Raw genomic sequence first — 12,833 nt, forward strand, 5'->3', positions numbered from 1 at the left:
CCGAATGACGACGGCACAACCGCCAAAGATCCAGACACCGGACGTTTCGGCGCAGATTGCCTTTGCCATGCGCTCCATGGGCGTCGCTCCAATTCCGCGCAACTATGAACTCTTCTATGAGGCCTATATCGGCTCCAATCCCGCGCTGACCCGGGACCTGGTATCACTGGGAAGCCGCGCGACACAGGACGAGATCGATCAGCTGCGCGAACAGCATTTCGGCAATCAGCAGGAAAAGATCGAAAGCGCGCACGGCAAGCTGATCGGTGAACTGGAAGCACTGCTTCGGCTTTTGCGCCAGGAACAATCCTCGCTCGAAAGCTACAATCGCCTCCTCGGCGAAACCTACAGCCGCATCAGCTCGAAGAATTCCAACAGCACCGACATCTTGCGCAACGCCATAGCCGTGCTGAGCGAAGCGACGGGCAACACCATGGCGCATGGCGAGCAGACCGTGGAGCAGATGTCGCAACGCTCCCAGGAAATGGATGAGGTTCGCCGCGAACTCGACGAATACAAGCGGATCGCCAACACCGATTCACTCACACGACTTTCCAACCGCCGCGCCTTCGACGAGAAGCTCGCTTCCGTCTACGCAAGCGGAGAGCGACCTTTGGCAGCCTTGCTTCTGGCCGACATTGACCACTTCAAGAAGGTCAACGATCTCTATGGTCACCCGGTCGGCGACAAAATCCTGGCAACCGTGGCGACGATCATTCGCAGCAATGTTCGCAAGGAATCTTTCGTCGCTCGCACGGGCGGCGAAGAATTTGCCGTAATCATCGAAGGCTATACCGCCGAAGAAGTGCACCAGATGGCCGAGAAGATCAGGCTGGCGCTGGAAAGCACGCCGTTCAAGAACTCAAAGACAGGCGTCAATTACGGCCCGATCACACTGTCGCTCGGCTACTCCATGGCAGCCGAATCCGAGGATGCAGGTGAGCTCTATTCAAAGGCCGATACCGCTCTCTATTGTGCCAAGAACAATGGCCGCAACCGGACCTTTGGCTTTGAGGACGGCATGAAAAAGGACTTCACCAAGAGCTGGCTGCTTTACAAGCGCTGAGCTGCACCTTCCAGCGCGCCCGTCACCACATGGTCTTCGAAGCTCTTGCTGGCCATTCGCGATCATAGGTCTCCTGATCGAAATCAGCCTTCGCCGCCTTCAACATCTCGCCGGGTGTCGGCAGGCTGGCAGCTGCCACATGTGCCTCGGCGTTCCAGAGCCCGGCACGCATGACGGCACGAGCGCACTGGAAATAAACCTCATCGATCGAAACCAGGATGACGCTGCGAGGATGACGTCCATCCATCATGAAGCTCGCAAGTAGACCAGGCTCAACCGAGACCTCGGCCCGTCCATTCACACGCATCACGCTTGCCGAACCTGGAATGAGAAACATCAGCGCCACCCGCGGATCGCGAACGACATTGATGAGCGAATCGATCCGGTTGTTGCCACGCCAATCGGGTAGTGCCAACTCGCGATCACTCTCGATCCTGACGACAGACCCAGCGTCGCCGCGCGGCGAACAATCGAGCCCTTCAGGCCCAACGGTTGCCAGGGCGACAAAGGGCGACGCCTCGATCATCTGGCGATAAGGCGCCGTGAGGCTATGCGTGACCTTGGCAGTCGACGCCTCGGTGACATCGCCATAATAGGCCTTCAACTGATCGACGTCGCGAATAATGGTCATGCCGTCTTCCCTTCCAAGCCCTTGGTATTTCTCGACTTAGGCACGGGATGTGACAGAGTCACGACGATGCCCGCCGCACACTCTCGTGCGGAGGCATTTCACGCAACAGGAAATCTCCGACAGCCGAAATCACCTCGGCGGCACTGACAATACGGCGATGCCCGTGGCCATTGGCCCAAAGATGTCGGACATGGGGAGATACCCCGATATAGCGCTGCGCATGACCGACATGCACTTCCTTGTCGTCCTCGGCATGGACGACAAGAAGCGGCCGATCGATACGGCGCGCAACTGCGACACCATCAAGTTCATCAACGCTGCATCCGACAAGATCGAAGGCACGCGAGCGCATGGCAGCGATGCTGGTACGCCCGAGCCCGACGCTTTTGGCAAAACCATTGAACACGTCCGCCATGCTCGATGGCGACCCGATCAGGGCAATGCGCCTTGCCTTTAGCGTGCCGATATCAGCAAACACGCCCCCGGCTGCCATCATCACGGCAGCACCGCCAAAGGAATGCCCGACGACACCGTCAAAAGCGCCGAATTGCCGTTCAGCCGCAAGGATCGCCTCCGTCGCGATACGCAGATCGAGTCGCCGGCCACTGGACGCACCATGCCCCGGAAGATCGAGCAGAACCACATCCGCACCTGCCTGGCGCAGTCCGACCGCCAATGCAGAAAGATATTCCGCACGCGAGCCCCAACCGTGAACCACGAGAACCCGCGCAGGCGACGGATCCCCCGATGATTGCGGCCAGTGGTGCATCGCTGCCATCCCCTTCGACAAGGCGAGCTTCGTTACGATCGCGCCGCGAAGACGTTCCCGCCCGACGTCAAACGCCTCCCGCGCCTTTGAGCCCTTCGGCCTGCGCGACGGTGTCAGGCAAAAAAGCTCGAAGGCCAGCCGACCGGAGACCGCCGGCGCCATGCGTTCAAGCTGCGAAAGCGTCAGACGGGTGACCTTGTGAGCCAGAGATGCCATAGTGAGAATCCCACATAAATGTTCAATGATGAACAATAAAGAACGAGAATGACGAAAAATCAAGCCTTCCCTTGGGATCATCCGCGATTTCGCAGCTGGATTGCGGTTGGCCGGGCCTGTCAGTTGATGCAGCAGACGCTGGCGCGAGCGCTGAGCCCCCTCGACCTCAAGCCCCCCCATCTCGACATTCTGGTCAATCTCTATCGCTTCGAAGGCATTTCGCAGCAGGAACTGGCCCGAAAGCTCTTGGTCGGTCGCTCGAACATGAGCATGCTCTTGCCGCAGATGGAAAAGCGCGAGCTGCTTGAACGACGCCCCGATCAGAAGGACAAGCGCATCTTGCGGTTATACCTGACCCCGGCCGGCAGAGCACTGACCGAGAAAGCAATGCATATCCAGACAGACCTGATCGAGCGGACACTCTCCGTCACACCGGTCGAGGACTGCAGCATGATCGCCGACCACATGGATCGCCTGATCCAGCGGATGCTCGCTTCGGATGGTGATGTGGTATCGGACTGAAACCGTCAGCGGGGATCCCGGCTGAGGCCCTTTTGGGCAAGATCGCGCTCATAATCGGCAAACTGGCTTTCGCCGCTTGTACCGAGTTCGCGAAGATAGACCCAGGTAAAGATGCCGGTATCATGGCCGTCATCGAAGGCGATCCGGACCGCATAGTTTCCGGTCGGCACCATCGCCCTGATGGCAACATGGCGTTTACCCGGCACTGTCACTTTCTGACCAGGCCCATGTCCCTGAACTTCAGCAGAGGGAGACAGCACGCGCAGCATTTCCGCCGGCAGGGATATGGCGATGCCGTCGTTGAAGCTGACCGTCAGCAACCTGCGGTCCTTGGAAACCTTCAATTCGGTGGGCCAGAGATCGTTCACGGCACGTCCTTTCAGTTGCCTCAGGCGCGACAGTTAGGGTCAAGCCTCAGTGCGCGCAAGCCTAATTCACAGCGATTGATGCGCAAAGCTTGACGCTCTGCCGAGCAAGCTCCACATTGAAGAAAAGGGAGAGAAACCTTGGACCAGACACCCGGCGCCTGGAGTGCCGCGACAGCACTTGCCAATGTCAAAGCACCCATGATCGATCCATTTGGCCGATCCGTCAGCTACCTGCGCGTTTCGGTCACCGACCGCTGTGATTTTCGCTGCACCTATTGCATGTCCGAAAACATGACCTTCTTGCCGAAGAAGGATCTGTTGACGCTGGAAGAGCTCGATCGTCTCTGTTCGGCCTTCATTACGAAGGGCGTGCGCCGGCTTCGCCTGACCGGCGGCGAGCCGCTCGTGCGCAAGAACATCATGCATCTCATCAGGGGCCTCTCCCGTCACCTGGGAGCAGGACTTGATGAATTGACGCTGACGACCAACGGCTCCCAGCTTGCCCGCCATGCGGAGGAACTGGCGGCTTGCGGGGTGAAGCGGATCAATGTGTCGATTGATACGCTCGACCCTGACAAGTTTCGCCAGATCACACGCTGGGGCGACATTGAACGGGTCATGGAGGGCATTCGGGCTGCCCAAGCCGCTGGGATCTCGATCAAGCTCAACGCGGTTGCACTCAAAGATTTCAACGAAACCGAGATTCCCGATCTTATCAGCTTCGCCCATGGAGAGGGCATGGAACTGACCCTGATCGAAACCATGCCAATGGGCGAGATCAGTGAGGACAGGACGGACCGTTACCTGCCGCTGTCACAGGTCCGCAGAGAACTCGAAAATCGTTTCACCCTGACCGATATCCCATTCCGGACCGGTGGACCGGCCCGCTATGTCGAGGTCAAGGAAACGGGTGGGCGGCTCGGCTTCATCACACCCCTCACCCATAACTTCTGCGAGAGCTGCAATCGCGTACGCCTTACCTGTACTGGCACGCTGTACATGTGTCTTGGCCATGACGATGCAGCCGACCTGCGCACGGCGTTGCGGGCTTCGGATGATGACGGCTACTTGTCGGCTGCCATCGACGAGGCCATTTCGCGCAAGCCGAAGGGCCACGACTTTATCATTGATCGCCGCCAGCAGCGGCCAGCTGTCAGCCGCCACATGAGTGTCACGGGCGGCTGACCAAAGTTTCAAGGGTCGGCCGTCTCAGGCCGAGCGACGTTGGCGGCTCCGGTCGGCCTGCCCGACATCCGTGCTGAAACGCGCGATTTTCTGCATCAGGATCTCGACACGCTGGCGAAGTCCGTGGATCTCGGCGTTGTTCTCCTCGACCATCGCCGCATTGCGCTGCGTGATCCGCTCAACATCTCTGACCGCCGTCGTCACTTCGCTGATACCGGTCGACTGTTCGCGCGTGGCCGACGAGATCGACTCGACAAGCGCCTGAACTTCTTCCACCTGGTCGATGATCGCCTGCAACGCGACACCGGTGTTTTCAACGAGTGCAACACCCGTCTGCACCTGACTTCCGCTCACCTGGATCAGCGCCTTGATCTCCTTGGCCGCATTGGCGCAACGCTGGGCCAGATCGCGCACCTCCTGGGCCACCACGGCAAAGCCCCGACCAGCTTCACCGGCACGGGCGGCTTCGACACCGGCATTCAGGGCCAGGAGATTGGTCTGGAACGCAATCTCATCGATAACGCCGATGATTGTCGAAATCTTGCCGGAGGACTGGTGAATCTCTGCCATTGCAGCAACCGCCTTGCGCACCACCTCACCGGACTGCCGCGCCTGCTCCCGCGCAGCATTGACCGAATGCGCGGTCCGCCCGGCACCATCCGCCGTTGAGGAGACGACGCTGCTCAGATGCGACAGCGCCCGCACGCTTTCCTCCAATGCGGCCGCCTGCTGCTCTGTACGGCGAGCGAGGTCGTCCGCCTGCGAGGCAAGATTGGTCGTGCCTGCGTTGATATCGATGCTGGCACCCCGCACCTCTTCGAGGGTCGCCCGCAGCGCCTCAACGGCCTTGTTGTAGGTTCCGGCCATGGCGACAAAATCGGCTGGCAGATCATCCCGCATGGAGACGTTCAATTGGCCATCGGCCAAAGCCTCCAGCACGGTAGACAAGGCCTGAAGTGCTGCGCGCTGGTCAGCTTCGACACGTGCCCGCTCCGCCGTGCGCTGCTGGCCCTCCTGTTCGGAGCGTGCCCGGGCCGCCATCGCCTCCTCTTCCAGCCGCCTGTTCTCCAGCGCGGCATCGCGGAAGACCGTCACGGAACGGACCATGTCACCGATCTCGTCACCCCGTTCCCGTCCGTCGATAGCAACCGACAGATCGCCACCCGCCAGACGGGTCATGACTCCCGTGATCCGCTTCAGGGGTCCACGCAGCGTCTCGATCAACATCAACGCCCCGATGATCGCCAGAAGCGTGCCCACAACCATGGTAACAACGGATATCGTTGCCGATCGCTCGCTATCCTCACGACCGATCTCTTGAGCCTGCGAAACGAAGTCGCGCAGCGAAGCCATGGCGGCCGACACCCGCTGATTGGCATCGAGACGCAAACTCTGCCATTCAGCTTCCGCCTGCAGACGGGCATCGGACGCGGTCACGATAGTCTTTACCGAAGGCGCGACCTTGGAGGCAAAATCTCTCAAGCTGTTGTTCTTGGCGCCAAGCTCGGAGATACGGGCGGCCATTTTCGTCACAGCGTCCAGATTGGCCATGAGCAGCGATCGGCTATCGTCGCTCAATTCGGTTCGCAACTGCTCGATGCGCAACTCGAGGCTTGCCACTTCCAGCGCGACCTGGTCGACCAGCCCCATCAATTCCCGCTGATCCGCCACCAGCTTGTCGAGACTGACGAAGCGATCAGCAGCGATGTCGGCATTCTTGGCCGCTTGCAATGTGATGTTTTGCTCGATCAAAACCAGCTCGGCGAGAACCTTATTCAGTGACTGGGCACGTGTATCGTCATTGTCTGTCGACTTCAAAATGGCGTCGATCTGGCCAACCGCAGTCGAAACCTCGCCGACCCGCACCTTGCCTTTTTCGGAGACAATCGCTTCGGCACGAACAATGTCGCGCTGCAGCGGTTCGACATAGAGCTTTGCTTCAGCCAACTGCTCCTGCGGCGTGAAACCCATTTGGACTCCCACGCGCAGCTTGCCAAGGCGGTCGAGCAAGGTCTTGAAGGCCGATGCATCGAAGAGCAACTCCTTGGCGAAGCGTTCCTTGGCTGAAAGATCCTGTCGGACAAAATCGATCTGTTTGACGATAGCTGCCCCGTCTGTCTGCAAGCGATCGACTGCCGTGGAGAGATCGGCATCAAGCCTGTCGCGGCCCTGCTTGTTGGTCGCCATGGCAGCGGTCTGATCGCGCATGGCGGTGCTGAGCGTCCGAAGTGCGGCAAGATCGGCCGTCTGAGCCTGGGTGGAGAGAACGCCGTCCAGCACAGCAAGTCCCGCCTCTTGGCGGTCGACTGCGGCAAGAAGGGCGGACTGACGTTCCGAACTCGGCTCCAGACTGAACTCCTGCAAGGCAGCCTGGAGCGTCTCGAGATCGCTGATATTGCCGATGGTGGCGCGAGTAACAGTCATGTGGCCGTTCAACATCGTCGCTGTCTTGTAACCGAGCATGCCGACGCCGGCGATGAGCAGAATGAGCGGAATGACGAACAGCAGAACCTTGGTAACGATCCTGCGGCTCTGCAGGAGACGATCGATAAAGCCCATTGCAACCTCGATAAGTGAACAGAAATAAAGTATTGCGCGACCCAAACGGGATCGCCACGACCGTAATTCGATCATCCGTTGCGTCGATTGCACAATGGTTAATGCCGACATGTACTTTTTGGTGCAATGCACAAGGCGTTCCCGGTTCCGTCGCGGTCACGCATGGTCTAAAACAGCCCCGCAAGCACGGGACTCACCAATGGCATTATCCGACAACAGCCGAGGCGCCATGTTGATGGCGGTCTCGATGGCTGGTTTCACCTTCAACGACGCGCTGACCAAATCCGTGACCGGTGACCTGACCATTGGCCAGATCATGTTCATCCGGGGGGCCTTCACCACGGCGCTCGTCTATGTCGTGGCCCGCAAGCTTGGTGCACTTGATCATATCCGCAACATTGTCCAGCCGCTGATCCTGTGTCGGATCGCCTTCGAGACGATTGCGGCCATCAGCTTTTTGATGGCGCTAGGCCAGGTGCCGCTCGCCAATGTGTCCGCAATCCTGCAGTCCCTGCCGCTGGCCGTGACGCTGGGTGCGGCACTCTTTCTCGGCGAGCCAGTTGGCTGGCGTCGCTGGGGTGCCATCATTGTCGGCTTCCTCGGCGTGATGATCATCATCCAGCCTGGACCAGAAGGCTTCACGGTCGCCTCGGTCTACGTGATCTTCAGTGTCATCACCGCTGCCGGCCGGGATCTCGTCACCCGGCGGATCGATCGGACCGTCTCGTCACTGACCGTAACCCTGTTCACCGCCGCCTCTATCTCGATGGCGGGTTTGCTCATTACCCCTCTCTTCGGCGGTTGGCAGCCCGTTTCCGCCTGGACCTTGGGGAAACTGGTTATTGCCTCGGTCTTCCTCTTTGCCGGCTATCAAGCTGTGATCATGGCCATGCGGGTCGGAGAAATCTCCTTTATCGCGCCCTTCCGTTATACAAGTCTGCTCTGGGCCGTAGCGCTGGGCATGCTGTTCTTCGAGGAAGTGCCGGATATCTGGATGGTCATTGGCGCGACGGTTGTCATAGGCTCGGGGCTTTATACATTCTATCGTGAAAACAAGCGCAAGGCCGCGCTGGCCAGCAAGATCGACCCAGGCTCCCCCGCCTGAACGTTGCTTTCGAAGGCCACACCCAAAGGATAGACCTTGCCCCAGAGCCGATTTCTCGACCCATCGACGCCACCGCATATCGTGACCCTGGTGGCGATTGCAGGTCTTTCGGCTTTGGTCATGAACATTTTCCTGCCCGCCATGCCGGCAATGGCGAAAGATCTCGGCGTCGACTATTCGAGCGTACAGATCCTGGTCTCCGGCTACATCGCCATGACCGCCTTCGTCCAGCTGATCATCGGTCCACTCTCCGATCTCTATGGTCGCAGACCCGTTTTGCAGGGCTCGCTCGTTGTTCTGATCCTCGCCTCGCTGATCTGCATCGTCTCGACATCGCTCGAAGTTCTTCTTGCTGCCCGCATGTTCCAGACGGCCGTCGTGGCGGGTCTGGTGCTATCGCGCGCGATCATCCGGGATATGGTCCCTGCTGAGCAGGCTGCGTCGATGATCGGCTATGTGACCATGGGCATGACGCTCGTGCCGATGATCGGCCCCTCCCTCGGCGGCGTGCTCAGCGAGACCTTCGGCTGGCGCTCGAATTTTGTCGCCATCCTTATCGCAGCAGCATTCATCCTGCTGCTGGTGCAGCGCGATCTGGGTGAAACGAATATCAACAAAAGCGTCAGCATCGGCTCGCAATTCAGGGCGTGGCCAAAACTCTTGACCTCCGGACGCTTCTGGGGCTTCACCCTTGCCGCCACGTTCACCACGGGCGCCTTCTTCGCCTTTCTCGGCGGCGCGCCCTTCGTCGGCGGCAACCTGATGGGACTGACGCCGAGCATGCTCGGCCTGCAATTCATGTTCATCGGTGTGGGCTATATCGGCGGCAATTATCTGTCGGGGCGCTACGCGCGCATTCTCGGCATGGAAACGATGATGATCGCCGGTGGCCTGGTGGCCCTTGTGGGAGCAGCAATCCCGCTGGTGCTGTTCTGGCAGGGCGCAACCACTGCCCTTGCCTTCTTTGGTCCCCAGGTGGTGATCGGCTTCGGCAACGGACTGTCGCTGCCCAGTGCCAATGCTGGCATTGTCAGCGTACGGCCGGAGCTCGCAGGCTCGGCCTCCGGTCTCGGCGGTGCAATCACCATGGGCGGAGGCGCACTCGTCTCGTGGCTAGCCTCGGCCATAACCACCGAAGAGACAGGCGCGATGCCACTCCTGATCGTGATGACGCTCTGCTGCGTTCTGGCGCTCGGCGCCGTAGCCGCTGTGAAATGCCTGCCGCCAGATACCCTTGGAAGCTGACTATGGCGACACCGTTACCCATACCCGGATTGGTACTCGCTGGCGGAGCCTCGCGCAGGATGGGCAGCGATAAAGCGGCCCTTCGGATGCAGGGCCAGCCGCTCGTCGAGCAGGTTGCCGCGCGCCTCGCCCGCCAGACCACGCCTGTATGGCTGAACCTACCTCAAGGCTCTACAATCGGCGCGGCCCATAGCCATGTCAGCGATACGGTTCCGGACCGTCCAGGCCCCCTCGCCGGAATCCTGGCCGGCCTGGAAGCCATGGAAATCCGCCAACCAGACGCCTCCCATCTTCTGACAATTCCGGTCGACACACCCTTCTTCCCCGACGACCTTGTCAGACGGCTCTATGAGGAGGCAGAGCTCGAGGACATTGTCGTGGCATCGTCGCATGACAGGTTGCATCCCGTCGTCGCGCTATGGCCTGCCACATTGAAGGACGATCTGGCTGACTGGCTGTCGCCCCCCCATAACCGGCGCGTCTTCGACTTCATCAACCGACATCGGTACAAGGCGGTTCACTTCGATAAAATGGCAACATCGCTTGGCCCGATCGATCCGTTTTTCAACATCAACACTCCCGCCGATCTGGAGCAGGCGAATCGACTGACGGGGGTACTGTGGACATGACCGGACGCCCGCGCATCTTCGGTATCGCCGGCTGGAAAAACTCGGGCAAGACGGGACTGGCCGTGCGTCTCGTCGAGGAATTCACCGCCCGCGGTTACCGCATCTCGACCATCAAACACGCCCACCACGATTTCGACATCGACAAGGTTGGGGCCGACAGCTACCGGCACCGGCACGCGGGTGCCCATGAAGTGGTCATTGTCTCCGGCACCCGCTACGCAATCATGCATGAGTTGCGCGGCGCACCCGAGCCAAGTTTCGAGGACATTCTGTCACGCATCGGGCCCTGCGACCTCGTGCTGATAGAAGGTTACAAGCGCGAACCCGTGCCGAAGATCGAAGCCCGCCGGCGCGACGCCGCCAAGTGTGAACCGCTTAGTCCCACCGACCCCTTCATCAAGGCAATCGCCGCTGATCATGCGGTCAATGATACGGATCTGCCCGTCTTCGACCTTAATGACACCAAGGCCATTGCCGACTTCATCGCCCAGGTTACCGAGCTTCCAGACCTGAACTAAGGCGCCATCATTTTCCACCAACAGAAAGGCCGCCGGATCGCTCCGGCGGCCTTCATGTTTGGCGTATGATCGGGCTCGATCAGTCGGCGCTAGACACATTGGCCGGGCGCACCAGCGTTGTCACGCGGCGGATGGCCACACGACGGTTCTGCTGCTCGGCCACCTGCGTACGGATCTTCAGGAAGCGTTCGCCGTAGCCCTGGACAGACATGTTTTCCGGCGGGATGCCGTAAACTTCGGTCAGGAGATTGGCGACCGTCTCTGCACGGCGGTCGGACAGGACGAGGTTCGCCCGGTCAGAACCGACAGCATCGGTGTGACCTTCGATCAGGAACACTTCACCCGGATCCTTGTCGAGCAGTTTCTCCATGGCCTGCGCAACCTTGCGCAAGGTACGAGCCTGCTCGAGCGGCACTTCGGCGGAGCCAGACGGGAAGGTGATCGTATCGAGGTCGATACGACGAACCTTGTCACGCAGACGGGCCGACGACTTGACCTCGTCGATCGAGTAGACACGTTCGACACGCTCGACCGGCGGCTGAGCAAGGAAGTCGTAGTAGTCACGATCGGGCGAGCGTGTCGTGCTGACGATATAGTCCTCGACCGGGACAGTGAGGCGCATCGGCGGCAGATACAGACCGACGTCGACATACATGCTCGGACGCTGGCCATCGGCCTCCGGCGAATACATCAGGACGGTTTCGCGACCGCGCGGCGAAATACGCGACCGCACGATGATGTCGCCGTAACGGTTGTAGACGGTGACCAGCTTGCTGCCGTCGGCACGCTCGATGGTTTCGCGGGTCCGTCCGCGCGACAGTTCTTCGTAGTAGGTTTCCTCCGCATCATAGCGCAGGCGCTGTCTGTCATCACCGCGAACGACGATCTGGTTGCCGACATTGATGACGGTGCGGTTATCGATCTGCTCGATCACCCGGATTTCCGTGACCTGATTGACCACGTTGTTCTGGACGATCGTGTTGTTGGTGACGTTATTGGTTACATTGTTTGTGACGTTGTTGATGACCGTATTGTTCGTCACGTTGGTCGCGTTGTTGGTCACCGAGGTCGGGACTTCGAACGTGGGCTGGGCATCAAGACGCTGACCGTTTTCGGTAATCGTCGCCTGAACAGTGGCTGGCTCAACCTGGACCGATTCGGCCTGCGCGGCAGCATCACTCTCCGGCGGTGCCGAGACTTCTTCCTGTGCACGAAGTTCGTTGCGTTGAGTCCGCGAGGTCTCGCCGCCAGCATTGTCGGCGTCCTTATCGCTATCGAGAACGGCAGCACCGTTTTCGACCGGCAAAACGACCGTTTCGGAACTCTGCGACGGATCTTCGGCAATCGCCTCGCGCTCTTCCTGGGTGCGGGTGTCGGTGATTTCCTGAACGGGCTGATCGACCGGCGGTTCGACGGCGGGAATCACGACCTCTTCGGCTTCAGCCTGTCCTTCGGCTGGCACTTGCTGACCGTTGGCTTCGGCATTGGCGGGGTCCTGCGCAGCCGGATCCTGGTCGGCAGGCTGCTCAGCCTGTTCGGCCTGCCCCTCTGGCTGTTCGGCAGGCTGCTGTGCCTCTTCGGCCTGCGGCTCTTCGGCGGGTGCTTGTTCAGTCTGGGCTTCGCCTTCGGTCGCGGCCGGTGCCGTTTCGTCTGCAGCCGGCGTTTCAGCGTTCTGTTCCTCAGCGGCAGGCTGCTCTTCTGTCGCGGTCTCGGGCGCCGGGCATTCTGCTTCCGTGGTCGCCTGCGAACCATCCGCACAGGTTACGCTCTGCGCCTGCTCTTCAGCCGGTGGCGCTTCTTCAGCCTGTTGAGTTTCTTCAGCCTTCTGGGCTTCCTCAGCCTGACGCTGGGCTTCGGCATCGGCTTCTGCCTGGGCCTTAGCTTCGGCTTCTGCCTGTGCCTGGGCTTCAGCCTCTGCCTGAGCCTGGGCTTCAGCTTCTGCCTGAGCCTGGGCTTCGGCTTCCGCCTGAGCCTGGGCTTCAGCCTCTGCCTGCGCCTGGGCTTCAGCCTCTGCCTGCGC

General features: G+C 60.1%; 12 protein-coding genes. 7 read left to right on the top strand and 5 right to left on the bottom strand.

All coding sequences use genetic code 11. The features are described 5' to 3' along the window. Positions 1–4 precede the first annotated feature (4 nt). Positions 5–1,066, top strand: coding sequence for a GGDEF domain-containing protein (locus IP76_RS13335; RefSeq protein WP_054158709.1), 1,062 nt, complete (start codon positions 5–7; stop codon positions 1,064–1,066). Between the two features lie 22 nt (positions 1,067–1,088). Here the strand turns inward: IP76_RS13335 and IP76_RS13340 are convergent, their stop codons facing one another. Then, on the bottom strand, positions 1,089–1,697 hold the full coding sequence (locus IP76_RS13340) for a pyridoxamine 5'-phosphate oxidase family protein (protein ID WP_054158710.1): 609 nt from the start codon (positions 1,695–1,697) through the stop codon (positions 1,089–1,091). Positions 1,698–1,755: 58 nt separating this feature from the next. Next, entirely contained in the window at positions 1,756–2,682 is a 927-nt protein-coding gene (locus IP76_RS13345) for an alpha/beta hydrolase (RefSeq protein ID WP_054158711.1), read from the bottom strand. A 48-nt stretch (positions 2,683–2,730) separates the two neighbouring features. On the opposite strand from IP76_RS13345, the gene IP76_RS13350 reads away from it, so the two are divergent. Further along, entirely contained in the window at positions 2,731–3,204 is a 474-nt protein-coding gene (locus IP76_RS13350; protein WP_054158712.1) for a MarR family winged helix-turn-helix transcriptional regulator, read from the top strand. Positions 3,205–3,209: 5 nt separating this feature from the next. Here the strand turns inward: IP76_RS13350 and IP76_RS13355 are convergent, their stop codons facing one another. After that, positions 3,210–3,572: a gamma-butyrobetaine hydroxylase-like domain-containing protein gene (locus tag IP76_RS13355; protein WP_054158713.1), complete on the bottom strand. Its 363-nt coding sequence runs from the start codon at positions 3,570–3,572 to the stop codon at positions 3,210–3,212. Positions 3,573–3,770: 198 nt separating this feature from the next. On the opposite strand from IP76_RS13355, the gene moaA reads away from it, so the two are divergent. Beyond that, the gene (moaA, locus tag IP76_RS13360; protein WP_156318568.1) at positions 3,771–4,757 is read left to right on the top strand and encodes a GTP 3',8-cyclase MoaA; all 987 of its coding nucleotides are present in this window, start codon (positions 3,771–3,773) and stop codon (positions 4,755–4,757) included. Positions 4,758–4,781: 24 nt separating this feature from the next. Here moaA and IP76_RS13365 read toward each other — a convergent pair whose 3' ends face one another. Next, positions 4,782–7,316 carry a methyl-accepting chemotaxis protein gene (locus IP76_RS13365; RefSeq protein WP_054158715.1) on the bottom strand — a complete coding sequence of 845 codons (2,535 nt, stop codon included), beginning with the start codon at positions 7,314–7,316 and terminating at the stop codon, positions 4,782–4,784. 199 nt (positions 7,317–7,515) lie between these two features. On the opposite strand from IP76_RS13365, the gene IP76_RS13370 reads away from it, so the two are divergent. Genes IP76_RS13370 through mobB form a run of 4 tightly spaced genes read left to right on the top strand, consistent with a single transcriptional unit; the run spans position 7,516 to position 10,813 of the window. Beyond that, positions 7,516–8,421 (top strand): DMT family transporter, encoded by a 906-nt coding sequence (locus IP76_RS13370; RefSeq protein ID WP_054158716.1) that lies wholly within the window; start codon positions 7,516–7,518, stop codon positions 8,419–8,421. A 36-nt stretch (positions 8,422–8,457) separates the two neighbouring features. Next, complete coding sequence (locus IP76_RS13375) at positions 8,458–9,666, top strand: multidrug effflux MFS transporter (RefSeq protein WP_054158717.1); 1,209 nt, start codon at positions 8,458–8,460, stop codon at positions 9,664–9,666. Positions 9,667–9,668: 2 nt separating this feature from the next. Continuing rightward, on the top strand, positions 9,669–10,295 hold the full coding sequence (mobA, locus tag IP76_RS13380) for a molybdenum cofactor guanylyltransferase MobA (RefSeq protein ID WP_054158718.1): 627 nt from the start codon (positions 9,669–9,671) through the stop codon (positions 10,293–10,295). Further along, entirely contained in the window at positions 10,292–10,813 is a 522-nt protein-coding gene (mobB, locus tag IP76_RS13385) for a molybdopterin-guanine dinucleotide biosynthesis protein B (RefSeq protein ID WP_054158719.1), read from the top strand. Before mobA ends, mobB begins: the two co-directional genes overlap by 4 nt. Before the next feature lie 79 nt (positions 10,814–10,892). Here mobB and IP76_RS13390 read toward each other — a convergent pair. Further along, the coding region (locus IP76_RS13390; protein WP_054158720.1) for an OmpA family protein at positions 10,893–12,833 on the bottom strand (1,941 nt) is incomplete at its 5' end.

The sequence above is a fragment of the Rhizobium sp. AAP43 genome (assembly GCF_001296045.1).
Taxonomy (GTDB): domain Bacteria; phylum Pseudomonadota; class Alphaproteobacteria; order Rhizobiales; family Rhizobiaceae; genus Allorhizobium.